Annotated in this window: 18 protein-coding genes; 10 read left to right on the top strand and 8 right to left on the bottom strand. The window is 36.4% G+C overall.

Annotation, left to right across the window (positions count from 1 at the left end; genetic code table 11):
* Positions 1–155 precede the first annotated feature (155 nt).
* The 4 genes from QUH73_RS02490 to QUH73_RS02475 all read right to left on the bottom strand — a co-directional run bounded on the left by QUH73_RS02490 (position 156) and on the right by QUH73_RS02475 (position 8199).
* Positions 156–1832 carry a DUF5018 domain-containing protein gene (locus QUH73_RS02490; protein ID WP_289528899.1) on the bottom strand — a complete coding sequence of 559 codons (1677 nt, stop codon included), beginning with the start codon at positions 1830–1832 and terminating at the stop codon, positions 156–158.
* 12 nt (positions 1833–1844) lie between these two features.
* Positions 1845–3476, bottom strand: a complete 1632-nt coding sequence (locus QUH73_RS02485; protein WP_289528898.1) for a RagB/SusD family nutrient uptake outer membrane protein — start codon at positions 3474–3476, stop codon at positions 1845–1847.
* 20 nt (positions 3477–3496) lie between these two features.
* A complete protein-coding gene (locus tag QUH73_RS02480; RefSeq protein ID WP_289528897.1) occupies positions 3497–6604 on the bottom strand; it encodes a SusC/RagA family TonB-linked outer membrane protein in 3108 nt (1035 codons plus the stop codon).
* Positions 6605–6987: 383 nt separating this feature from the next.
* Positions 6988–8199 carry an ROK family protein gene (locus QUH73_RS02475; protein WP_289528896.1) on the bottom strand — a complete coding sequence of 404 codons (1212 nt, stop codon included), beginning with the start codon at positions 8197–8199 and terminating at the stop codon, positions 6988–6990.
* Positions 8200–9026: 827 nt separating this feature from the next.
* On the opposite strand from QUH73_RS02475, the gene QUH73_RS02470 reads away from it, so the two are divergent.
* The 10 genes from QUH73_RS02470 to QUH73_RS02425 all read left to right on the top strand — a co-directional run bounded on the left by QUH73_RS02470 (position 9027) and on the right by QUH73_RS02425 (position 21026).
* Positions 9027–10604, top strand: coding sequence for an HAL/PAL/TAL family ammonia-lyase (locus QUH73_RS02470; protein ID WP_289528895.1), 1578 nt, complete (start codon positions 9027–9029; stop codon positions 10602–10604).
* A 211-nt stretch (positions 10605–10815) separates the two neighbouring features.
* Positions 10816–11544, top strand: a complete 729-nt coding sequence (gene fabG, locus QUH73_RS02465; RefSeq protein ID WP_289528894.1) for a 3-oxoacyl-ACP reductase FabG — start codon at positions 10816–10818, stop codon at positions 11542–11544.
* Positions 11545–11581: 37 nt separating this feature from the next.
* Positions 11582–12799: a beta-ketoacyl-[acyl-carrier-protein] synthase family protein gene (locus QUH73_RS02460; RefSeq protein WP_289528893.1), complete on the top strand. Its 1218-nt coding sequence runs from the start codon at positions 11582–11584 to the stop codon at positions 12797–12799.
* An 8-nt stretch (positions 12800–12807) separates the two neighbouring features.
* A complete protein-coding gene (locus tag QUH73_RS02455) occupies positions 12808–13059 on the top strand; it encodes an acyl carrier protein (protein WP_289528892.1) in 252 nt (83 codons plus the stop codon).
* Positions 13059–13961 carry an LpxL/LpxP family acyltransferase gene (locus tag QUH73_RS02450; protein ID WP_289528891.1) on the top strand — a complete coding sequence of 301 codons (903 nt, stop codon included), beginning with the start codon at positions 13059–13061 and terminating at the stop codon, positions 13959–13961. Before QUH73_RS02455 ends, QUH73_RS02450 begins: the two co-directional genes overlap by 1 nt.
* Before the next feature lie 21 nt (positions 13962–13982).
* On the top strand, positions 13983–15050 hold the full coding sequence (locus QUH73_RS02445) for a class I SAM-dependent methyltransferase (RefSeq protein ID WP_289528890.1): 1068 nt from the start codon (positions 13983–13985) through the stop codon (positions 15048–15050).
* 74 nt (positions 15051–15124) lie between these two features.
* Positions 15125–15538: a hypothetical protein gene (locus QUH73_RS02440; RefSeq protein ID WP_289528889.1), complete on the top strand. Its 414-nt coding sequence runs from the start codon at positions 15125–15127 to the stop codon at positions 15536–15538.
* A gap of 154 nt (positions 15539–15692) precedes the next feature.
* Positions 15693–16025 (top strand): hypothetical protein, encoded by a 333-nt coding sequence (locus QUH73_RS02435; protein ID WP_289528888.1) that lies wholly within the window; start codon positions 15693–15695, stop codon positions 16023–16025.
* A 2478-nt stretch (positions 16026–18503) separates the two neighbouring features.
* On the top strand, positions 18504–19811 hold the full coding sequence (locus tag QUH73_RS02430) for an MFS transporter (protein WP_289528887.1): 1308 nt from the start codon (positions 18504–18506) through the stop codon (positions 19809–19811).
* Between the two features lie 354 nt (positions 19812–20165).
* Positions 20166–21026 carry a hypothetical protein gene (locus QUH73_RS02425; RefSeq protein WP_289528886.1) on the top strand — a complete coding sequence of 287 codons (861 nt, stop codon included), beginning with the start codon at positions 20166–20168 and terminating at the stop codon, positions 21024–21026.
* Positions 21027–21179: 153 nt separating this feature from the next.
* On the opposite strand, the gene QUH73_RS02420 is transcribed toward QUH73_RS02425, so the two are convergent.
* The 4 genes from QUH73_RS02420 to QUH73_RS02405 all read right to left on the bottom strand — a co-directional run bounded on the left by QUH73_RS02420 (position 21180) and on the right by QUH73_RS02405 (position 26027).
* Positions 21180–22307: a 1-acyl-sn-glycerol-3-phosphate acyltransferase gene (locus tag QUH73_RS02420; protein WP_289528885.1), complete on the bottom strand. Its 1128-nt coding sequence runs from the start codon at positions 22305–22307 to the stop codon at positions 21180–21182.
* A 59-nt stretch (positions 22308–22366) separates the two neighbouring features.
* A complete protein-coding gene (locus QUH73_RS02415) occupies positions 22367–23656 on the bottom strand; it encodes a phenylacetate--CoA ligase family protein (RefSeq protein WP_289528884.1) in 1290 nt (429 codons plus the stop codon).
* 149 nt (positions 23657–23805) lie between these two features.
* Entirely contained in the window at positions 23806–24300 is a 495-nt protein-coding gene (locus QUH73_RS02410; protein WP_289528882.1) for a hypothetical protein, read from the bottom strand.
* Positions 24301–24350: 50 nt separating this feature from the next.
* Entirely contained in the window at positions 24351–26027 is a 1677-nt protein-coding gene (locus QUH73_RS02405) for a C45 family peptidase (RefSeq protein ID WP_289528880.1), read from the bottom strand.

Here is a 26027-nt window from a genome sequence, read left to right as displayed (position 1 = left end):
TTAAATTTTAAATTGCTCATACAGACTCTCTTGTCTGATAACTTTATTCAAACCTGTTTATACATAGCAAAGTAAATTCGCTTGATTGTTTATCATTGGATTAAATATTGGCGCCTCATTATTCCGAGGCACCAATATTGTAATGTTTAACGATCTTAAAGGTCTATACAATCGAATTGATAACCGACTACATAACCATTTGTAAACATAAAGTATAGGTAAAGGAAATAGCCATCTTCTGAAACTCTAAGAGCCACATCACCAGTTCCATTTCCATTTGCTACTGCCGGAGACACAGATTTTCCACCGTATATATTTCGGGGAGATTCCCAAACAACTGCATTACATGTTTTTAAGTCGATATTGCCTTCAAAGTTCATATCGCTGCTAACATCCAATAACCAAATGGCATCAGCTGATCCCCAGGTAAAACTATTCACCCAGTTTAACGTTACATATTTTGCATTATTGAACTCCAAATAATCGACAGCATTCGGGATATAATTGGAACTAATAGCATCCAATTTTTTACGTACCACATTTGTAGTACCGTTCACCCAGGCAAACGTATTATCCGAATAGGATGCAACAAAATAGTCACTATTTACATCTGTATTGGATGAAGAAACAACGTCAGCATTCGTAGTCCACCCCTTTGTTAAACCACTCATAGTAACAATCTCAGGAGTTTGTGATGTTAAAACACCATTAACAACGGTCCAACGTACTATTTTTTGGCCGGCAGCTAATATGGGAGCTGTAATGATCGCATCCCCATTAATACTTCCATTAATAGAAAGTTTCCGGCCAATGGCCAAACCACCGTCCCACTCAATCAATAATTCAGGAGTTGAAGTTACTGAAGCAAGTTTCCAAACCTTAAAAGAACCAGCATTTGGAGCTAAGTTACAAATCAGCACATTTCCATCAGTATCGGAAGTATTGTAGAAATTGGTAAGTGAACCTTTCAAAGATCCCAAGTCAATTTCCCCCAATTTTTCTCCTGTTTTTGCGTCCAGGTAAACACTATTTTCATTTCGGGTGTTTAGAATCACATAATCATTTGTAACCGCCATACCTCCGGTAAGGTTGTCAACCATAATTCCACAATCCGCTTTCAATTGTTTCTCAAACATCAGCTTAGCACTTCCCGAACGAATCCCATACAATAATTTTTCAGGAACCTCTTTCTTAATGGTGTAAACATTCTTTGTTAGTCCATCATGAGCAGTTACTGTAAGTTCCAAATCATTATTATAGTCCAAGGCTTCGGCTGTAGGGTCGGGTGAAATACTTGCATGATAAGACATGGTTATTTCAGCTACAGCAGGGTTTAGATTGCCAAGTGCAACAAGAGAAATTGTTTTGGTCTCTTCGTTAATTACCCCATCCAGACCTAAGGATGGTAATTTGAATGCTTCTAACAAACACTCCGAACTTTTTCGGATTTCTCCTTTTACAATATACTCCTTCCGCATTTTAACCTGATCGGTAACTGTGATTACGTTCTCTTGCGTTAAATCCAAATTCAAAAGAGAAGGACTAATCACTACGTTGTCATCCAGATTTGCAGTTAAACGCATATCCTTCAACTTAGATTCAACAATCTGATTATTACTGCTTAAAGGATAGAAGTATGGAATCGGAATCGTGATCACATTACTATTTTCCTCTATATAACCAACAAATGATCCTGTTCCATCGGCAAATGTTGCTGTAATACTATTAATTCCTTCTCTTGATATGGGTGGAATTAACTCTTCCGGATCATGGCAACCATTAAGAAAACTGAAAAAGATCAAAACGATTGCTATTAATTTATTTTTTTTCATAATCATTTTTTTTTATTTCCATTCATCATATTGCTCAATGGCAGAATTGTTTGACAGTTCACTATAAGGGATAGGTAAAACATAAGTTTTCTCCAAAAACTTTCGATCCTGTAAATCACAATCCACATATTCATATAAATATCCTGCAGGATCTTTCGATATTTTCATCCCATGAGTACGATAATTATTATATTCAATGTGTGCAAGTTTCCATCTTCTCATATCCCAATACAAATGCCCTTCGTATGACAATTCAATCTTTCTTTCCTGACGAATAGCATCAAAAAGATCATCACCGGCTAGACCAACTTTAGCTGGTAACCCAACACGTTGGCGTACTGCATTTAAATCCAGTATCGCATCTCCACTTTTAGTTAAACGGTAATTTGCTTCAGCCCTGTTTAAATAGACCTCAGCCAAACGAATTTCAACCCAAGTTTGAGTACTCCGATAAGTTACCAAATCAGTATGATCTTCATCTCTTAATTTTCGCAGATAATACCCGGTGGTTGTTCTTCCCTTTGCATAGGTGTCATCACGATACCCCATGTATTTTCCATGTATTCCATCCACACAATTCTCCATGGTTTGCCCCATCCAATCCGAGCCATTGAAAATAATAGAAGCAGCAAACCGAGGATCTAAATCTTGATACGGGGGTGTCACAGTTGTACCTCCATTTAAATGCCATGCACTCCAATCCACCTTAGTTCCATCCTTCTTTTCGTATGATTCAACCATTTCCTGAGTAGGTGTTCCACTTCCCCCTTGGTTTTCAATTTCACCAAAAGTTGCATAATCTTTATCGAAACTATGATTTGGACCTGTCACTAAATAGTTTGTTTCAAGAATTGACTCAGTGTTTCCGCCCAACCATGAATCGCTGCAATTACCAGTTAAGGCATATTTATTTAATTCAAAAACCGCATCTGCAGCATCTTTTGCTGATTGCCACCGTTCGGCATACAACATCGCTCTTGATTTAAAAGCATAAGCAGCACCTTTTGTCAGACGGCCTTTGTTAGCATCATCCCATTCTGAAGGTAAAGCTGATGCGGCAAAATCAAGATCTTCTTCGATTAAATTCCAGGTTTCTTCAGCCGATGAGCGGGCTTTGTCTTTTTGCAGGTTCATATCAGTGTAGAGAATTACGCCGCCATGACGTTTGGCCAACTGAAAGTATAGAAATGCACGGAAGAATCTTGCCTGTCCTTCAAACAATAAATTCTTTTCTTCAGTCAATTGTGAGTACTCTTTCAACCCAACTAAAAATTCATTTATGCGTCGAATTCTCTCATAAGTCTCCCCCCAAGTACTAAGTAAATTACCTGTAGGTGACATGGATTCCGGCGTAAATACATAATTATTTGAATCACCGGCCTTGCTGCCTGGTACATAGGAGCCATATTTTAACGTTTCTGTCAGGCCTTCGGTTAAATTGCCATTGAACTGCGAATTTCCAAAACTACCATATCTATCAATATAAGCGTAGAAAACATTGGAATACAAAGTAACATTAGTTTCATTTTCCCATACCACCTTATCCGAAATTCGATCAGTAGGTGTGGTATCAAGCAATTCATCGCAACCATACATACTAAAGGCAGCAAGTAAAATGGCTATTCTAAATATTTTATTCTTCATAATAAGAAATGTTTATTCATTTAAAATGTCAAGTTTACACCCATTGAAATAATCCTTTGCTGTGGATAGTAGCCATTTGAAACACCTGGTTGTTCCGGATCAATATTGTATTTTGCCAGATGACTAAAGGTTAACAAATTTTTACCTTCGGCATATATTCTTAAATTATCTATCCCTATTGAACTAACCCATTGCTTTGGCATAGTATATCCAATTTGCAAGCTCTTCAGACGCAGGTAGTCACCATTACGATACCAAAAACTAGATGAAAAAGCATTGTTTGAACTGGCTGTTACCAAAGCCAAACGTGGGAATTCTGCATTTGTATTATCTTCTCTCCATGAATTCTCAAGAAGGTATTTTGGTGAGTTTCCACCATGGTAAAATGGCTTAGTCATAGATGTATTATCCATTACTCCATTGCTGTAAACTCCTGTTAAGGCAACATCTCTGCCAACTGCACCCTGCATCAAAATCGCCACATCAATACCTTTCCAATTTCCATTAAATGTAAATCCTCCCATAAATTTTGGATATGAAGACTTTCCAATATATCCACGATCCTGTTCGTAAGAAATTTTCCCGTCACCATTTCTGTCTCTATATTTAATATCTCCCACTCGAACATCCTTACCTACAATTAGAGGAGAATTATCAATTTCTTCCTGACTTTGAAATAATCCTTCTGCAATAAAACCAATCTGAGCACCCACTTCTTTTCCAGTCATTTTCAGCCAATCAGGAGTGTTTGCAGAATCACCATATTTCAACCATCTGCGTTTAGTATATGTTACGTTAACTCCTATATTGTATCTAAAATCACCAATTTTATTGCGATGCGTCAAGGCTATTTCGAATCCCTTATGATCCTGCTTGTTATTGTTTTCATATCCATACACATACCCTCCGTAAGAATCTGGGTAGGTCGCATCAGAAACGCTCAACATATCAAAAATGTATTTATAGAAAACATCAAATTCAACACCTAGTTTGCCATTCCACAGACCTACATCAAAACCGAAGTCATACTGCAGTGCTTTTGCCCAGGTCAGATTGATATTTGCCGGGCGTGAGGTTATCAATCCATTATTGGATAAACCTCCTAAAACAACTACATCTTCGATCAATGATAAGGTGTTCAAATAATAATAAGGAGCAATTTCAGTTGTTCCTGTCAATCCAACACTTCCTCTTAGTTTCAGATTGTCAACTTTAGTGAAATTATTCTTAAACCAATCCTCTTCGGATACTCTCCATCCTAACGAAGCTGCAGGAAAAGGACTCCATCGTTTGCCTTTAGTCATTCCGCCAAACACATAACTACCATCGTAACGTAATGACATCTCGGCGAGATATTTATTTGCATACCCATAAGTTACACGTCCTAAAAAACCTGCCTGACGTTGTTCATAGCTGCCGCCTGATACTTTTGTTTTATCAGCAAGACTGGCATAATTTAATTCATCCAATTCCAAAATATCAAATCCATAGCCATATGCCCCAAAATTATTACCCTCTTTCTTTATGGTTTCCATCAGAGCCAAAAAAGAGACATTGTGCAAACCAAATTCATTTTCATATTTTATACTTGTATTTGTTGTCAAATTGGTAGAATGTGACATGCCCTCAACCAAACTTGTGTTCGTTCCTCTTGCATCATAAGTATTTACATAACTTATATCTTCAGTTGCAGAAGTTGGAGCCGTAGCTACATTAGTATAGTAAGGAGTGGAAAATGCCTTTGATGTCTGATAGGAAATATCATAGGCTGTCATGAATTTAAGGCTTAAACCTTTCACAAATGGCACTTTATAGTTCAATGCTGCATTCGTCTGAATCACATTTGTTTTCACCTTGTAATAACCCGTTAAATCGGAAGCGGCAAGTGGACTCACATACGAACTTGCAGTTCGGGTTGACACCGGTACCCCATTCATTTCCTTAGGCACATAAGGGAGTGCCCTCATTGCTTGTTGAGGTATGTTATTCCAATCACCTGGCGAAGCAGAATAACCAGGACGCTTCCTGTCTTCAATCCTTCCGGAAATATCAAAAGTCAAGTTTAAGTTGTTGGAAATTACAGCATCAATGTTTGAACGTAAGTTGATCCTGTCGTAATCAAAGCCTTTAACATTACCTTCCTGATTATAATTCCCAAGTGACACAAAGTATTTAATATTCTCTGTACCCCCTGTTGCATTCACATTAAAATTCTTAGTCTTTCCAACTCCAAAAGTTTCTTTGTACCAATTAGTATTTCCCCAACCATCTGAATCGTCTCCATTCTGCATCTTTTCAACATGCAAAGAAGAAAAAACCGGAACATCACCATCCATTTCACGGGCTTTATTGTACCAATAGGCATATTCCGGACCATCCAGCATATCCATCATTAGAGCATTATCACTCACACCAAAACCTCCTGTGAATGTAATTTTAGAAGGAGAAACAACACCTCTTTTTGTTGTTACAATAACAACAGAGTTAGCATCCAAACCATACACAGAGGCAGAAGAGGCATCTTTAAGAACTGATATTGATGCAATTTCGTTAGGATCAATTTCAGATATACTACGGGCAATTCCGTCAACAATATACTTGGCTCCGGTTCCCCGAACAATAATACTGGCACCATCGGCTCCCGGCTGTCCCGATTGCTGCAGGGAAACAACACCGGAAACCATACCTCCCAACATATTCGTAATATTCCCTACCGGGGCTTTCAGAAGATCCTTTCCAGAGATCTGAGAAACAGCTCCTGTTACGTATTGTCGTTTCTGAGTTCCATACCCCACAACAACAATTTCATCAAGTCCCTGCTTCTTCTGCTGAAGAATAACACTTATAAAATTTCTTGCTCCAATCAGTTCTTCTTTAGTTTCATAACCGATAAAAGAGAATACCAATTTTTCAGAATTACCTGGAATTCCGATTGCAAAATTTCCATCTAAATCAGTAACAGTGCCCGAAACTGTTCCTTTTATAAAAACAGTAGCACCAACCAGTGGCTCTCCATTTTCATCCGACACGTTACCTTTAACATTCACTTGTGCTGATACGATCTGGCTTCCTAAAATAAAGAATACAGCCAGAACGCAACCCAATGAGCTAATTCGTCTTTTCATCATAAAGATTAGCATTATAGTATTGTTACAAAAGATTTACACGTAAAACTATTTTTAAAATTCGCACAGCACTTCTACTTCCAGACAAATCATAGAGTCTTGAAAAACTGACAGATACATCACGTCAGATTGTAGGATACAATAAAAACTGCTTTGCTTGAGTACGAGATTCAATACTTCTGAAATGAAGAATTAAATCCAGATAATAGATTATTATCAATAAATGAAGTAAATTTGTTTTGTAGAACTATTACTTCGGCCTGTCCATGTGCTTTAAGCCTTGTGGCAGGCTTTCTTTTTTTCTTTTTCAGATTATTCTTTCATAGTTGAGGTTTTATTTGGGTTATTAATAGTTTGGTTAGTAATTATTTATATTTAAAACTTATTTAAATTAACTGCAGTTTGCACAAAACAATAGCACCTGCTCCTTTAATTGCAGCATCAGTACCAATCGATGAAAATATTAACTCACATGATCGCAAAGGAAGAGACAAGGCCGTATGTGTCATGCCCGATTTTATCGAGTCAATCAATACTTCTTTTGCCGATACAAACTTTCCTCCAATTATAATTATGCCTGGATTTAAAAAATTCACCATATTCCCGAGTGCTTTCCCAATAAGGAAACCCATCTTATGAATCAGCGAAATAGAAAGCGCATCCCCTTCCCATGCGGCTTTTAAGATATCACCGTATTGAATTTCTGAAATGTCTTTACTGTTCAAAAGCAAAGATATTTCTCCTGATTGTACTTGCTCCTTAAAATTCTGCTCAAGTGCATAACCGGAAACTTCGGTACCTAAACAACCCCGCTTACCGCATAAACACAGTTTATCTGATTCTGCAAACTGAATATGACCAAACTCGCCTGCAAACCCCTGCTCTCCGATCACAATTTCTCCATTGGCAATTATAGACAAACCCAACCCCCGACTCAAATTAACAACAAAAGCATTTTTTACATTTTTAGCCTCTCCGAAAAACTGTTCTGCTATTCCTAATACATGAGTATCGTTATCAATATATACCGGAACCGAAAGTTGCTCAGAAAGATGACTCGTGAGCGAACTTTCCAGAAAATTAAAATAGTTGTACGAATTTCCAGTTTGTGAATTTATTCGGCCGGTAATACCAATACCAACCCCCAATATTTTATTCAAATCGATCTTCGAATCGCTAATTGAATTTCCTATAAAAGCAATAACATCGGCTAAACATTTAGAAGTGTTTTCCAGAATAAAATCATTATTATCAAATTTGTAAACCTCATTCATTTCTAAATTGAAAATTGAAAATGAAATCCCTTTTAGTAAAATGACAACACCAATGCAATATGCATAATCTGGATCCACCTTATAAACTGAGGGACGCCGGCCATTCTCGGTTTCCATTTTACCTACCTCAACAATGATCTGAGTCTCTATTAATTCGTTTATCAACTTTGTTCCGGTAGGAATACTTAATTTTACCTTTTTACAAATACCAGGAATTGTGAGTGGATTTTCAGCTTTATTCAACAATGAAATTATTTTACGCTTTTGAGCATAGTGCCTGTTTGCATTGTTTACATTCCTTATGTCTTTTAAAAAAAGTTCCATTAAATCAATCTTTATTATTATTTTTAATTAGTGCGTGCAAGTTTATAATTTTTTTTATTAACTCCAAATAGTTTGTTGAATATTATTCTTTTAGAGAATAAACTGTTAGCAGCAACTTGATTGAACAAACAGATATTTTAACTCATGCTGAAAAAATATTTACGATCCGCTCAAAGATGAGAATTGAGCGGTATCTGCAGGAAAAATCAATGTGTGAACCAGTCGTGCGGCTGATTTGCCACATTCCGAATTATGGTAAAGACCGCACGTACAGGACGATAAGTTCTTTAAAGATATGTTTGGAATTGTTTCGGTTTGTATTCGTTATGGGTTGGCAGAAGGAGTTGTCCGTCTCTAATTTCAAATGGTCAACATTCCGGAAAGTTAGCAAATTGACATATACAGAATGAGGAAATTATAATCTTACAAATTCTAGTTCATCTAGGTGACTTGTTTAAATTCGATATGCTTACTTTTCTTAGCGAAGAATACAAACAAACAACACATAAAGCAGACAATAATGCACTTTTAGTCACAAACAGTTCTACCAGCAAACAGCACAATCTTATTTAAGAATGCATTATTTAAGGAGTAAAAAAATAATTATTGCAAGAAATACCTTTAATTTTGGAGTAGGAATATGCATCCAAACAAATGTATATTAGGGTAAGGTTATTATAATCATTTGGTTATAAAACACGGATAATGCAATCAATTGATTTATTCTATTTAAATAAGCAATTGGTTACAATAACTCAACAAAACCGTTGCTATTTTAGTTATTATTCTATTTTTTTGCAACCTGTTAAAACAACTCAACCAAACAAATGCCAATACTATTAAATAATTCATTATTAGAGCTAAATGATTTTATCTCAATCATAAATAATGATCATGATTTCGAAATTTCGGAAGAAAGATGTGCGAAGCTAAAAGAATCATATAATTTTTTGTTCGATTTTTCTAAAGACAAAATAATTTATGGAATAAATACGGGACTTGGCCCCATGGCTCAATATAAGATCCAAAAGGAAGAACAGGTTCAACTGCAGTTAAATCTTATTCGAAGTCATGCGGTTGGAGCAGGCAATCCTCTTGATGATGCAACACTGAAAGCGGCAATGCTGGCCCGGCTAAATTCTTTCCTTCAAGGAAAATCAGGCGTTCATTATTCTTGTATCGAACTGCTTAGTCAGATGATAAAGAAAAACATTCTTCCTTTTATTCCTGAACATGGTGGTGTTGGAGCAAGTGGTGATCTGGTTCAATTAGCACATTTAGCATTAAATCTCATTGGCGAAGGTAAAGTAAAATATCTGGGCGAATGGTGTCCTACTCAGGAAGTATTCAGAAAGGAAGGACTTCAAACCATTCAAATAAAATTACGGGAAGGTTTGGCAATTATAAACGGCACTTCCGTAATGACAGGTATGGGGATCAACAATTTGCAGGAAGCTAAAAATTTATTCAATTGGTCCTTAAGTTTATCTTGTATCATGAATGAAATTGTTGAATCATTTGATGATCATTTTTCAGATGAACTCAACTTTGCCAAAAGACATAAAGGACAGCGCGAAGTTGCCAGACAAATGCAATCTATTCTTGGCAACAGCAATCGAATTTTGAAACGGGAGGAGCATTTCTTTACCGATCAAAATTTGGATCAGGATATTTTTACTAAGAAGGTACAGGAGTATTATTCTTTGCGCTGTGTTCCGCAAATTTTAGGTCCGGTATTCGATACGATAAACAATTGTGCGCGTGTTTTAGAGGACGAACTCAATTCGGCAAACGACAACCCTATTGTGTCGCTTAGTGAAGAAAATGTATTGCATGGCGGTAATTTTCATGGAGATTATATCTCTCTGGAAATGGATAAACTAAAAATGGTTACCACCCGAATGAGTATGCTGTCGGAACGACAATTAAATTTCCTTTTCAATAATAAGATTAATAAGATTTTGCCTCCTTTTATCAATTTAGGAAAATTGGGATTGAATTTAGGCATGCAGGCAATGCAATTTACAGCGACTTCGACTACTGCAGAATGCCAAACAATTTCTAACCCAATGTATGTACATTCAATTCCTAACAACAATGACAATCAGGATATTGTAAGCATGGGAACTAACTCAGCAATATTGTGTCAAAGGGTTTTAAACAATACCAGACAAGTACTGGCCATACAAATCATTGCTGTTTGCCAGGCTATTGATTACTTAAAAATAGAATCTGAACTCTCGCCTTTTACTCGGAAATTATATACCATGGCCCGGGATATTGTGCCTGTATTTATCGAGGATAGTCCTAAATATGAGGAAATGGCTGCTGTAGAAAAACTAATAAAGGAATTTGAAATTAAACTTCCTACTTTTGCAGAGTCAGAAAAGGCCCTTACGGTATAGACTGAAATATTTAGGTGAGAATTGAGAATATTTAAAATTGGGAATGAAAAATTTGCCAATTAGATCTCAAAATATAGTAAAAGCAACAAAATTCAGAATATGAAACGTGCATGCCAAAGCGATTTTGACACACGGGAAGATGATTATTCCAGCATGGTAATCCCAAAAGCTTTCGGGACCATATGCTAACTTAAAAACAAATTAGACTCATATGAAATATGCGCTGGTAACAGGGGGATCGAGAGGTATTGGTAAAGCAATATGTAAAGAACTGGCTGCCGATGGAATGTATGTTCTTATCAATTATCGTTCAAACAACGAAGAAGCCGAAAACACCTTACAGGAAATTAAAGATCAAGGCGGTAATGGTGAACTCCTTCCCTTTGATGTTTCCAATAGTGATGAAATTAAAAACAGCCTGGAAAACTGGCAGGCTTCCAATCCTGATCAACACATTAGTGTACTGGTAAACAATGCTGGCATCAACAAAGATAACCTGATGGTATTTATGTCTGAAGACCAATGGGGATCAGTAATAAAAACGAATCTGGACAGTTTCTTTCACGTTACCAGTAAGTTGCTGACAAATATGGTTATTAATAAATGGGGCCGCATCATAAATGTAGTTTCTTTATCGGGACAAAAAGGAATGCCTGGTCAAACAAACTATTCGGCAGCAAAAGCAGGCGTTATTGGTGCAACAAAATCGCTGGCAATGGAGATTGGAAAGAAGAAAATAACCGTAAATGCTGTTGCTCCCGGCTTTATCAGAACAGATATGACTGCCGGTTTAGACGAAAAAGAACTTAAAAAACTAGTTCCTCTAAATAGATTTGGAACTGCCCAAGAGGTAGCTTATGCGGTGTCATTTTTAGCCTCAGACAAAGCTGCTTATATTACAGGAGAAACCATTTCTATTAATGGAGGCATGTACAGCTAGTAGTAAACATTAAATAGTATTTGACAAGTCAAAAGATATGAAGAGAGTGGTCATTACAGGGATGGGAGTTTACTCCACAATAGGAAAAAATATTGAAGAAGTAAACCATTCCCTTTACAATGGTGTTTCTGGAATCGGAATTGATGCAAAACGAATTGATGACGGTTTTAGATCTCCCTTAACAGGAATTATTGAGCGCCCTATATTGAAAGGTGTATTGCCAAGAAGAATGCGGATAGGATTACCCGAACAAGGCGAATATGCTTATGTTGCAACCATGGAAGCTTTGGAAATGGCTCAAATCGATGAAGATTTCAGATTAAAGAATGAAGTTGGTATTCTTTATGGTAATGACAGTTCTGCTGTACCGGTAATCAATGCAATTGATATCGTTCGTGCCAAAAAAGACACCACTCTGGTGGGATCAGGAAGCATTTTTCAGTCGATGAACTCAACTATAACCATGAATTTATCGGTTATATTGAAACTAACGGGCGTGAATTTCACCATTAGCGGTGCTTGTGCCAGTAGTTCGCACGCCATTGGAATGGCAATGGTACTTATTCAGCAAGGCTTACAGGACATTATTATTTGTGGCGGCGGACAAGAGGTGAATGCCGAATCAATGGGTTCTTTCGATGGTTTAAGTGCCTTCTCAATTAACACCAATGACCCGACCAAAGCCTCCCGCCCATTTGATAGAGATCGTGACGGACTTGTGCCGAGTGGTGGTGCAGCAACAGTAATTGTTGAAAGCTACGAATCGGCCATCAAGCGTGGTGCTCCAATTCTTGCCGAATTAACCGGCTATGGCTTTTCATCGAATGGTGAACACATTTCTGTTCCAAATGTTGAAGGCCCAACAAAATCGCTCGAAAAAGCACTTAAATACGCAGGTCTTTGTGCTCAGGACATCGACTATATAAATGCTCATGCCACTTCTACTATTATTGGTGACATGAATGAAGCGCAGGCCTTATACAATATTTTCGGCTCCAAAACACCTATCAATTCAACCAAATCGATGACTGGTCATGAAATGTGGATGTGTGGTGCCAGTGAAATTATTTATTCGATACTGATGATGCAAAATTCATACATTGCCCCAACCATCAATTTTGAAAACCCTGATGAGTATTCCGCCAAACTAAATATTTCAGGAAATCGAATTGAAAAAAATATTGATACTTTCCTATCCAACTCGTTTGGTTTTGGTGGTACAAACTCAACCTTAATCGTGAAAAAAGTAAAATAACAACCCATATGACTAAAGAAGAAGTAATCGAAAAAGTGGATGCCTTTTTAATTGATGAATTTGAAATTGAAGAGGATCAGATTAAACCTGATGCCAATTTTAAAGATGATTTGGAGATTGAAAGTCTTGATTTTGTGGATATCGTAGTAATCATCGAAAGAGAATTTGGATTTAAAGTAAAAGGCGAGGAAATGACTCACATTCGTCAGCTTTCCGATCTATACGACTATATTGAAGAACAAGTAAAAATACACTCCTAATGTCATCATGGGAAGGTAAAACCCGTGGTGGTACAACAGGATACCGAATATTTATCCTATTACTAAAGAAGGTAAATATTCGGTTTTCTTACGCTCTTTTGCGGGCGGTTGCTGTCTATTTCTGGTTTTTTTCTGATAAGAGCCCTCTGATCTATTTCTATCAAAACCGACTTCAGTATGGTAAATTTGATGCCTATAAAGCCATTTACAGAAACTATGTGATGCTTGGCCAATGCCTGCTCGATAAAATTGTTGTGATGGCAGGAATTAAAAACAAATTTACCTTCGACTTTGATGGAGAAGAATATTTGCATGCCCTGGCCAAAGATAAAAAAGGAGGAATATTAATTGGAGCACATGTTGGCAACTGGGAAATTGCCGGTCATTTACTCACGCGAATTAACACCAAAGTACATGTTGTAATGCTCGATGCCGAGCATCAAAAAATAAAGGAATTAATGCAAAATGTACTGCGTAATAAACAAATGTCGATCATTCCCATAAAAAACAATTTCGATCATTTGCACGCCATAGAAGAAGCTCTTAAAAAAGGCGAATTTATTGCCTTGCACGGCGATCGCTTTTTACCTGGCAGTAAAACAATTTGTACTGAATTCTTAGGCCGGGAAGCACAATTCCCAAGCGGGCCATTTTATATGGCATCTAAATTCGGGGCTCCGGTCTGTTATGTTTCCGCAATTAAAACAAGTAGATATCACTACCATTTTAAGGCAAGCAAACCAGAGGTACTTCCCTACCCTAACAAGCTAAAAACAAGAAATCAAGATCTTAAAAATATGATTGAACCTTATGTGAGGAATCTGGAACAAATTGTTCTCGAAAATCCGAATCAATGGTTCAACTTCTATTCATTTTGGGGTGATAAAAACGCTGCAAATTAAAAGACCTATAAAGCAAAACATATGAATTTTGGTAACGATAATAAGACTGCTTTACAAGCAAAATTTGATGCTCAAAAGATTGCTTTTGGACCCATCATGTTTCAGGCTGCACGTTCTCTTCAAAAAATGGGCATTCTTGAAATCATTAAAAAACAAAGAAATAAGGGAATTCTGATTTCAGAGATAGCCAAACAACTAAACATCCCGGTTTATGGCGTTAAAGTTCTGCTTGAAGCCGGACTGAGCATGGAAATTGTTCGGGTTGAAGAAAACCGGTACTTTCTTACCAAAACAGGTTTCTTTTTATTGAGCGATCCGTTGACTCAGGTGAACATGAACTTTGTGCACGATGTGAATTACGAAGGATTTTTCGATCTTGACAAATCCATAGAAAATGGAAAGCCGGAAGGTTTAAAAGTATTTGGCGAATGGGATACGGTATACGAGGGACTTTCTCAATTGCCTGAGCAAGTTCAAAAAAGCTGGTTCGAATTTGATCACTACTACTCCGACACTGCTTTTCCGGAGGTATTACCCATCGTTTTTGCAAATAAGCCTAAAAAGCTTCTTGATGTTGGCGGCAATACAGGAAAATGGTCGATTCAATGTGGAAAATACGACGAAGATGTTCAGGTTACCATACTCGATTTGCCGGGTCAATTGGAAAAAGCCTATGTAAATATAGAAGCGAACAATCTTAGCGATCGTGTTACGGGTATCCCTCTAAATCTACTCGATCATTCTGTTCCTTTTCCAACTGGTTATGATATTGTTTGGATGAGTCAGTTTTTGGACTGTTTCTCGCAAGAAGATATTTTAGAATTGCTTAAGAGAGCAAAAAATGCGATTGTAGAAGATGGTTCTGTATACATTTTGGAAACCTATTGGGACAAACAAAAATACGAGGCTTCAACCTATAGTCTGCATGCTACATCATTATATTTCACATGCCTGGCAAATGGCTGTTCGCAAATGTATCATTCTGAAGATATGTTGGCCATTATCGACAATGCAGGACTTTATGCAGCTGAAGAAATTCACGATATTGGCGTTAGTCACACACTATATAAGTGCAAAATAAAAGCCTAAGTATCGGAGTATGGCTTTACGATAACAATCAATAAAGCCATACTCTTCCACTTTTTTATCTAAAAAATTAAAAGATGACATTCCCTCATACCACCAAGGGTCTAATTCCTCAAAAACATCCTTTTGTTTTGGTGGATCAGATCATTTCAGTCTCCGATAAAATAACGATTTGTCATTTTACGGTGCCCGAAAATCATCCTCTTGTAAATCATGGAAAACTAAGCGAAGGCGGCTTGGTGGAAAACATTGCACAAACAGCTGCTGCGGGCAATGGATATCAGGCTAAAGAAATTGGAATGGAAGTTCCGCAAGGATTTATTGCCGGAATTAAAAACGTAAAAATCATTCGTCGTCCTAATGTGCTTAGCATTCTTAAAACAATTGTAAGGCAGGAAAACAGAGTGATGGACTATAATTTAATTAAAGGTGAGGTTTATCTTAATGATGAATTGATTGCAAGCTGTGATATGAAGATTTATTGTCCATAATCATTCTGATTTAAAAAAATGTTATCTATCTTGTGCAGTAAATACTAAAACAATTCATATATGTAACGTCCATGCCAAAGCGGTTTGACACACAGGGAGATAACTATCTCAGCATGGTAAGTTCCATATGGCAAAAACTTAAAATTATAATCATATGAAACGTTTACTATTATCGATATTAATTGTCACTTTTTTTACTGCAATTAGCATTGCTCAGGATTCTTATAAAAAAGAGGTGACCTGGTTAGGATTGGATTTTACCGAGGCAAAACTTTTTCCGAAAACTGCGTTCACCAATCCCGAAGTTATAAAAGAAGATTATTTGCTTAAATGGAATCAGATTGTTCTCAATGAATCGAAAAAATTCAATGTTTCCAAATTCTTTAAAATAGAGACGCTCCATTACGACCTAAGCATTGTTGAGAAAAAAAACTCGGCGATATCTGCTGAAAATTTGATTGTTGATAACAGCAAACAGTCTTGTTAGTGAACAAAACGTGACGAACATTATTTTACAATACCCCAAAACGGAAGGCATTGGTCTTGTCTTTATTGTTGAGTCATTTGATAAGATAAACACTACAGGGACTTTTTGGGCGACTTTCTTTGACAGATCTACCCTAGAGGTGCTATCGACTAAGAAAATTCAGGGGGCCGCTTCAGGAATGGGTATAAGAAACTACTGGGCCAACAGTTTATACCGGGCAATGAAATCGTACAAGAGATACTAAAACGAACTAATTACAGAACAGAAGCGAGCCACATAAAGCTCGCTTTTTTTTGTGCGAAAAATTATGCTTTTCATTCCTTGTAATTGGTTTAATTAATAGTAGAGCTCTGTATTTTTTATTTAAGTTGATTTCTCGAAGATGAAAAGCCCGTCCGGCTAAAGGACAAGAGAAATAAAGGTGCAGAGCACCGTGGTATTATCTGTAAATACTAGTTAGAGCATGACAGGAACGGCTTGCTTGTAGTCAGAGCATGACCAAATACCGTTTCGAATTTTAAAAAATGAAGACGCAGATCCTTCTGATTTTTGTGTACTTCCTTGAAAACAATTTTCCGAACACCTCACCCTAACCCTCTCCTAAAGGAGAAGGAACCAAATTGCAGTATTCGAATTAGGGAGTAAATTTTAAAATAGGTAGACGCAGATCCTTATGATTTCATATGATATACACTGATGATAAGACAAGAGAAATAAAGGTGCAGAGCACCGTGGTATTTGTAGCAACAGCCATGTTCATGATTTTTAGGTACAGAGTACCGTGGCAGTATTTGTAAATACTAGTCATACCCTTACCAGAACGGCTTGCTTATAGTCAGAGCATGACCAAATACCGTTTCGAATTTTAAAAAATGAAGACGCAGATCCTTCTGATTTTTGTGTACTTCCTTGAAAACAATTTTCCGAACACCTCACCCTAACCCTCTCCTAAAGGAGAAGGAACCAAATTGCAGTATTCGAATTAGGGAGTAAATTTTAAAATAGGTAGACGCAGATCCTTCTGATTTCATATGATCTGCACTGATTATAAAACATGAGAAATAAAGGTGCAGAGCACCGTGGTATTTGTAGCAACAAGCATGTTCATGATTTTTAGGTACAGAGTACCGTGGCAGTATTTGTAAATACTAGTCATACCCTTACCAGAGACGCAGATCCTTCTGATTTTTGTGTACTTCCTTGAAAACAATTTTCCGAACACCTCACCCTAACCCTCTCCTAAAGGAGAGGGAACCAAATTGCAGTATTCGAATTAGGGAGTAAATTTTAAAATAGGTAGACGCAGATCCTTATGATTTCATATGATCTGCACTGATTATAAAACATGAGAAATAAAGGTGCAGAGCACCGTGGTATTTGTAGCAACAAGCATGTTCATGATTTTTAGGTACAAAGTACCGTGGCAGTATTTGTAAATACTAGTCATACCCTTACCAGAACGGCTTGCTTATAGTCAGAGCATGACCAAATACCGTTTCGAATTTTAAAAAATGAAGACGCAGATCCTTCTGATTTTTGTGTACTTCCTTGAAAACAATTTTCCGAACACCTCACCCTAACCCTCTCCTAAAGGAGAAGGAACCAAATTGCAGTATTCGAATTAATTTACGATTGTTCTCAAATGGGAACAGATTGCCACAGTCGCTATGCTCCTTCGCAATGACAATTTGTGAATGTTTTTGTTTTTTCTCTGTGCTGCTCCGTGGTGTTTGCATTTTCACTCATTCCCTCTTGCTCTTCCTTACTCAATAATAATCTGCATCTGATTTTAGAAAACCGCCAACTTTAAACCTAAGCTTATCATCTTTGTCTTGTCTTCAAGCCAGACGGGCTCTGTGAATCAAAAAAGGATGTTGCAAGCGTAAAAATGGGCTCTGTAGACCAGAAATGAGTTCTGCAGACCCAAAAATGGACATTGCAAGTATAAAAATGGGCTCTGCAGACCCAAAAATGGATGTTGTAAGTGTAAAAATGGGCTCTGCAAACCAAAAAAATGGATGTTGCAAGTGTAAAAATGGGCTCTGCAAACCAAAAAATGGATGTTGCAAGTGTAAAAATGGGCTCTGTAGACCAGAAATGAGTTCTGCAGACCAGAAGTGGACTCTGCAGCAGTAAAAGCGGGCATTTCCAGCCCAATAATGATTGTACAGATATTCTTCCGCAATAAATTGTACCTTCTTCTGCTTTTTTTACCTCAACTTATGTAGAGCAGTTCTTTTTTAGTTCTACAAATTGCTTTCTCTAGCTAATTACTACTGTTTAGTGCATTTAATGCTTAGTTTTAATGGCCTTTAGAGAAAGTTGCTGTTTGTCTGTCCTATTGGAGGATAGCAATCATGCGGTAGCAAGGCACAAGACATAGCATAAGACAAGGTATTGTGCACCTTTTTACTTGATATATTAAAAATAAGTGCACCGGTGCACATTCTAACAAGTTGGTTGCAATTAAATACAGAAATGAGAAACACATTGACTAAAGAAAGGAAATCAAGTATTTCATTATTATTACTCTCAAAAATGTTTGAAAGATTAGCTTTCTATCTCATCATGGCTATTCTTATTCAATACTTAACAGAATCATTCAAATTAGCAACGGATACAGCAGAAATTTATTACAGTATCTTCTATGGAATGATAGGATTAACCACTCTTTTTTCTGGACTGCTTGGGGATTTAAGAGATAGAGCTAAAATTGTTAAAATTGGATTTTTTCTATTAACAGCTATGTATTTGGTTATTCCCTTTCTCCCAAGCATAAGCATTCTAATATTGACAGCCTTAATTCTTCTAAGTATTGGAATTGGACTTACATCACCAAACATTATAGTCCTTCTTGGCAATATTTATAATGAAAAGGAAAATGAAATATTTGGACTATCAGGATTTATCTTATTCTCACTTGCAGTCAATATGAGTGGATTAATAGCACCTGGACTTTCATTTTACCTCAAAAATAGCCTAGGATATAATGCAATATTTTTATTTGCATTTCTGTTTGGTTTAATATCTCTGATCCTCTTTTTAAAGTTTAAAAGCATATATACTAAACTCGACTTTTTATCTAGTCCTGAAGTCAATCCGGTAAGTATTTCTCAAAAGAAAATCAATACATTAATTTTAATATCGATTCTTACTATTGGAGTGTTAATTAGATTTGCGTTAAACCAAAAAGGACTCACTTTTACTTTTTTCGTGCGAGATTACACCGAAAAAGGATTCGATTTAAGTCAATTATTTTCGAATATTGAAAAATATATTTCACTAATATTCCTTGTGCTTTTTTCTGTAATAATTACTCGAAGAAAACATATAAAATGGGGGAATATTTTTAATATCATTTTAATTGGTATTGTTCTTTGTTCTATTGCATTTATTACGATCGCAAGCTTTGATACATTGTCGTATTCAATAAGTGGAAATATTATTATAATAAATGCATTTATTTTTATTCTAATAGCAGAGACTCTATTGTCACCTACAATAGTATATATTATTTATCGTAGCTCCCCTATTAGATACAAAGGACTATTTCAAGGAGTTTCATATATTATAATGGCTATTTCAAACTCATTACTATTCTTGGGAGCTATTCTTTATAAACCCTCAGATACTGCATTACCATTTATAATATTCACTTCAATCCTTGTTATAAGTGCTATTTTAATAATAATCTTAAAGAAGGTTATTAACAACAAGTTGATTGGCTTAGAAAGAAATAGTGGAATAACAGCCGCTAACAAAAGTAACCGTTGCACAACCAAATAATATTTCTAAAAAATAAAATGGAAGCTTTAAAATTTTGCTGATTAGCGAGCTTTTAAAGCTTCTTTTTTTAGATTAAAAATCTCGAAGCTTTACATTAATGAAGGAGTAGAATGATGCTAAAGCAAAAGGCTAGGAATATTTTAAATTCAGTTTGGCTTTAGCCAACTGGTCTTGTCAAATTAATAGATAGGCTTTAGCCACATATAATAATTTGCATTTCATATTTTGAAGGTGTTTTCAATTTTATGTATCCTTAAAACAGCTATATTTAAAACTTAATTGAGCAGTTTGATTAGTTTTTAGACAAACTGCCGTTGGCAGTAAGGCTGGGAGATTCACATGAAACCTATAGAAATGATTAAACCTAGAAAGATAATTTTATATATAGTTATTGCAACAATTGCAATATTTACAGTACCAATTGGACTCAACTATTTATTACCGTTAAATAATTCCTTATTTAATATAAATGGAAATGAAGAAAAATGGTTTTCTTTTTGGAGTAGCTATTCTGGAGCTGTAATTAGTGGTTTGATAACATTATTCGTTTTGTTTAGCACTCTTATACAAAACCAGAAAAATCATATAAAACAGACCGATCATGCAGACGAACTAAACAGGCAACAGATGTCTTTTCAAATAAAACTATTTGGTAATCAGATAAAACAAAAATGGTTGATTGATTTGAAGGCTGTATTATCCGACAATCTTAATATTTTGGATTTTTGGAACATAGAAAGAATGTCTAATAAAATTAGCATCGTAAGTTCAAATAGGGAATTAATTGCAGAAATCGCACAGTTAGAGTCACAATTAAAAAGTACTCAAACCAATTTGTCAATTTTGTATCATGACAACTTTGTTGATATGCAACAAAAAACATATAAAGATTCAGTTGATAATTTTGTAAATAATTTGAATGTTGTACTTATTGCTTTTACTAAGCACTTGCTTGCAATAGAGAAAGTTGTGGTTGATATTCCATTTCGGATTGATAATCTTGAAAAGGGAGAATTATCTACTAAAAATAGAGCTCTTTTAATAGCAAAAACTGATGAAGGTTATAAGGGGAATGAAAAAAATCGCGATAATATTCTGAGTACAATAGCTAATAAAAAAGCAGAAATTAAAATGTTAAGTGATGTACTAAAATTAGTAACAATAGAGCTAATAAAACATGAAGAAAAAAAGATAGCAAACGAATTACTAAGATGAAAGCCCAACTGCCAATCGGTAGACTCCCTCTAGGCCATTAGTCTATCGGAAAACCTCTCCCACCACTGAAAAAACTTAATTTAAAACAGGGCAAAAAAAAAGGAGAAACTTCCCAGAGTTTCTCCTTTTTATATGCAATCTGTTTAGATTTTATTACTTAATAGGATTGGCATATAGACTGAGAAAAGCAGTTTTGAATTCTTCAGCATCCAAATCAAGCTTGGCGGCACTTGTATTCATATGCGCAACAAAGCGGTCTTTTTCCTCCTGTGTATATTTCGCAGTATATTGCCGGCCATCGTTCAGCATATCGTAAGCGATATAATTAGTAGGCCAAAGCTGATAGTTGCTATAAATCTGTCTGTCGATTTCACCAGCAACTACTTTTAGAATCTCTTTTTTATCAATATCATCAGGCAATGCATCTATAAATGGAGACAGAGATGTACCCATTACCAGTTTTGTGCGTCCTTTACATCCTCTGATTCCCTCAACAACACTATTAAAATCCTCCCCCTTTTTCTTGATATACTTTCCTTTTTTCGTTTCACAAAGCTCATAAACCTTCAGGTAATCGCAGGGCTCAAACTCATACGAAATGGCTAAGGGAACAATGTTCAGGTCTTTTAAGCGATTTTTAAAACTCCCCTCGCCGCTCATGCTAAACATTCTTAGTAAACCTTGCTGGGTTTCATCCAATCCATCCTTGGTACGTCCGGGTCGCTGTGCAATCCATACCGATTCATTTTTGCTTCGAATTACGTAACGCATGTATTCCGAAAGCTCCTGAGAATTCCGAAGCGCTTCCCGCCTGTCCGAATCGCGAATTACGGTAAACATCTTGTTTATCTTCCCAAAATCGATAATGAAATCTGAAGACATTAAATTATCCCCAAAGGTTATTTGGGTGGTATTCATATCATGGGTGACCAAAACATGCTGCAACAATGCCGCATCCATCACAATATCGCGATGATTGGCCACATACAGATAAGCTTCATTTTTATTCAGATTTTTGATTCCCTCGCAGGAAAATTCATCCATACTGAATTTAATTACTGTTTTCACAGCATCATTCATGACTCTCTTTTGAAAATCGTATGAACCTGTAATTGATAAAAATAAATCGGTAAGTGCAGACTGATCTAAATTCGGAAATACATGCTTAAACACCGGATAAAACTCATCGTACTCAACCATTCTTTTTAAAGCATCAACGGCTTCCGAATCGTTGTAACATCTAATTCTGTCAAAAGTATTTTCCTTGGTGTAATTTGTCATGTATGTATTGTCCTCTATACGGTGAATATTTGTTTCTTCTCCCTTCCAGATCTGTATCGCTATCGCTTATCGATAAAAGTAATTGGTTTTCGACTCAAACTTGGGAATTGCATTTTTTGAATTTCAAGAATATCTACAAACTCAACAAAGGGAGCTACTCTTATCTTGGCTCTAAAATGATCTTTAATTAATTTCTCAAGCTCTTTCGATGGAGATTCGACGCCTAATTTCAGCAAAATATGATCGGTTCCAATACTATTTGTTGAAACTTCCACTACATAATTTTTCACCAGCTTAATATCATTCAAAATATCGTATAAGGCGGGCGGGTAAAGGGTGGTTCCTTTAAATTTGATCATCTGTTTTTTTCTGCCGATTACCGGCCCCAAACGCATGCTTGTTCTTCCGCATTCGCATGCATCGGTGTAATGATAACAAATATCTCCTGTTTTAAATCGCAGCAAAGGCATTCCCTCAACACCTAAATTAGTGATGGTCACCTCTCCGGCTTCCCCTTCTTTAACCGGCTGATCGTTCTCATCTAAAAACTCAACAATAATCATTTCAGGATGATGGTGTCCTCCTTTTCCATATTCACACTCGGTAAATGCCGTTCCCATTTCGGTTGAAGCGTAAGTAGAATACAAATCAATATCCCACTTCTCTTTTATTCGTGCTCCCAGTTTGTTTAATGAGAAATCGTTATTACGGATGGCTTCACCAATACAAATGGCTTTTTTGATCGAAGTTTTAGTAAGATCGATGTTGTTTGCTTCAGCAAATTCGATCAGCTTAATCAAAAATGAGGGTACGGTTACAATACTTGTTGGTTGAATGCGCTGAATGCTGTCGAATTGCAGTTCAGGATTTCCCGGCCCAACACGAACAACACCCGCTCCCATTTTCCGAATGCCCAAAAAATAAGCCATTCCAGCCATAAATCGTCTGTCCATGGTCACCATCAACTGATAGATATCAGCTGAAGATCCTCCTGCACATAAAAAGGATATGTATTCGTTATAAGCCAATCGATCCAAATCCAAATCGGTCATGGTAAATGTAACCGGATCGCCTAAAGTACCTGATGTTGTTATGTAATCAATCACCTTGCCTTTATTCACACATAAAAAATCCATATTGTGTTCCTGCAGCATCTCCTTTGTAGTCACAGGAATTGCGGCAAAATCAGCCATGGTTTTTATGTTCTCCGTTTTAATGTTATTCTCTTTAAAAAATCTGGAATAAAAAGGGGAGTTTTCAGTTAAGTAAGCAAACAGTTCAGGCAAACGACCTTCCTGATAGTTCACGATCTCTTTTTGACTGGCTTTTTCTATTTCGGGTATAAACATGGTCTTTTTTTTGTATTCGCACAAGTTTAAAATTCTTATTCCTAAAAAATATAATAGTGTGCTCTTTTCTAGTAAGCTTGTTAATTGGAATTGATAAAGGATAATATAATTGGTTCTGATAGTGAACCAGAATCGAAGTTTATCTCCTATTATTTACGAAATAAGGGTTTAATCTCCTTCTTTACAAGCTTATTTATAACTGCTCTTTTTGAATTAAAATCCATCGACATCATTGAATTTACTTCTTTTGTAGTCTTCATAACATTTCCATTTTCAGGATTTAAGAATTCAGCATATCCAAAAACATCTCCCAAGCCTGTAAACTGATATGAGAAATTTAAAATAAAATCAGCTTCCTCTTTATTTTCAGTAATAGTCCAATATCCCCAACCACCAAGAGCCTTAGTTGCATGAATAACAACGTTCTTATCTGTTGATTCAATAAAAACTTTATTTTTCGCCTTTGTTAATTGTGAGAAATCATCAGTCTCCATGTCCTTATTTAATCCTTTTGAATCACAAGACCACTCATAAGCAATCACTTCTGTCGGTGTTTTTTCACCTCGTATTGTCTTTATTGTATCCAATGCATATGTAACTGAAGAAGATAAAATAATGGCGATGATTAAAATTGTTTTATTCATATGTTTATAATTTTTTAAATAGCAGAGCTTAGTTTTGTGATGCTTCTAATTTATTTTTCCTTGAGCATTAGCTCATTTGATTCCTTACTTAATTTCGATAGTTCTTCGTATTCTGATTCTTGTGGAATTTCTAATTGCAGTGCCTTTTCGAAATGTATTTTTGCCAAAGCAAATTCTCCCTTTTCAAAATAGTAGTTTCCTACCACCTGATATGGATAATAAAATGCCTCATTTAAAGAAATAAAAGCATCCAATTCCTCTTTGGGAAAATCTCTTTCTTCCTTTATTCCTTTCTGTATTTTCAACAGTTCCGCTTTGTATTTCAAAAAATTGGTATACTCCTCGTTTTGCAGCATTGCATCTGCTGCAATTACATCGGCAGACAGATACAGGTTCTTAGAACGATAAGCTTGAGGATCAGCAAAAATCTCATCCAAATCGTAAGCCACAAAAGCGCCCAATTGAAAGGGGGCTGCAGAGATCCAAACTTTTTTCTCTTCAGGTTTAAAAATAATTCCATGATGAGCAATCAACTGATTGATTGCTTTTTCATTTCCCAATCCGATATTCGCCCCCTTAGTCCCTTTTCGATCGCGAAGCAAATCAGCGACTTGTTGCACCGAGAATTTGCCCGTACTATCAATTAATTCTTCAACGCGATTCAATCGGTAATGAGTGGCATTCACAAAATGTGACAGACTGTCTGCACCGTTCAACAGCATACTCGAATCAAGAAAATGATTCGTAACCGCCAAATAGTTTTCTTTTGGATGTAAAAGAGCGATTTTATCCGGCGTTTTTTCGATCAATGCAAATTGATTCTCTTTGCCCGACCCGATTAAGAATGATTCTGAAACAAAGGTTTCGTATTGCTGAGCAATTGCATATGCTTCATCGATGGTGGAAGCATATTGCAGAATTTTTCTGGCCAGAATAGAAACTGGTGTTTTACTACTAGTTGGTATGCCGGTAGGTTCAGCGTTTAAGGTAATCGTTAGTCCTTCCAAATTCATTCCTGAAACCACACCAATCATCCCACCCCAGGTAACCGACATGAATGGATATCCATCATCGGGTTTCATGAAAGCAATGATCTTATTTTCCGAAAATTGATCTCCTGCATAAAAGTCAAAATTCCGACCGATCAGTACACTTGAATCAGCGCTGTAATCATTTGTAAGGCCAAAAGAAGTGCAACCCACCAAACACATGCTTTGCAGTGCATGTCCCATATCGTGAGCTCCATGATAGGACATGATTCTTTGAAAAGGGGGAGCTATAAAATTAAATTCATCGGATGCGGATTTGGAAATACCTGCTACTTCCAACTGATATTCTTTGGGAACGTAGTTTAGTAAATCTCGGTTGAACCAACCCAAAAAGACACGTAGAAACTGAAGATAGAATCTTGAAGGCACCAATTTGTCAAGTTGGGCAACAAAAGCTTCCTCCTGATACTGAACCAAATTTTTACTTAATTGTCCATTCTTAAATCCCATGGTATAAGGATCGCCTTGTACGAACAATTCCCATAAACCATATTCGTTTAACTTCATCCAGCTGTCTCCGCAAACCGACAATGAATCACTTAGCTGGAGAACCGGTAAATCCTGATCACTGATCTGATTGTGCTCCGGCTCTTCCATTTTTGTTACCGTAAAAAGGTAAATAAAAAATACAGTAAGCACGACAACGAAAGCCAATAACAGTTTTGTTCTTTTTCTCAT

Origin of the sequence: Labilibaculum sp. K2S, assembly GCF_030372765.1 — a bacterium.
Taxonomy (GTDB): Bacteria; Bacteroidota; Bacteroidia; order Bacteroidales; family Marinifilaceae; genus Labilibaculum.
The sequence above is the reverse complement of the archived record's forward strand: the minus strand, read 5'-3'. Positions and strand labels throughout refer to the sequence as shown.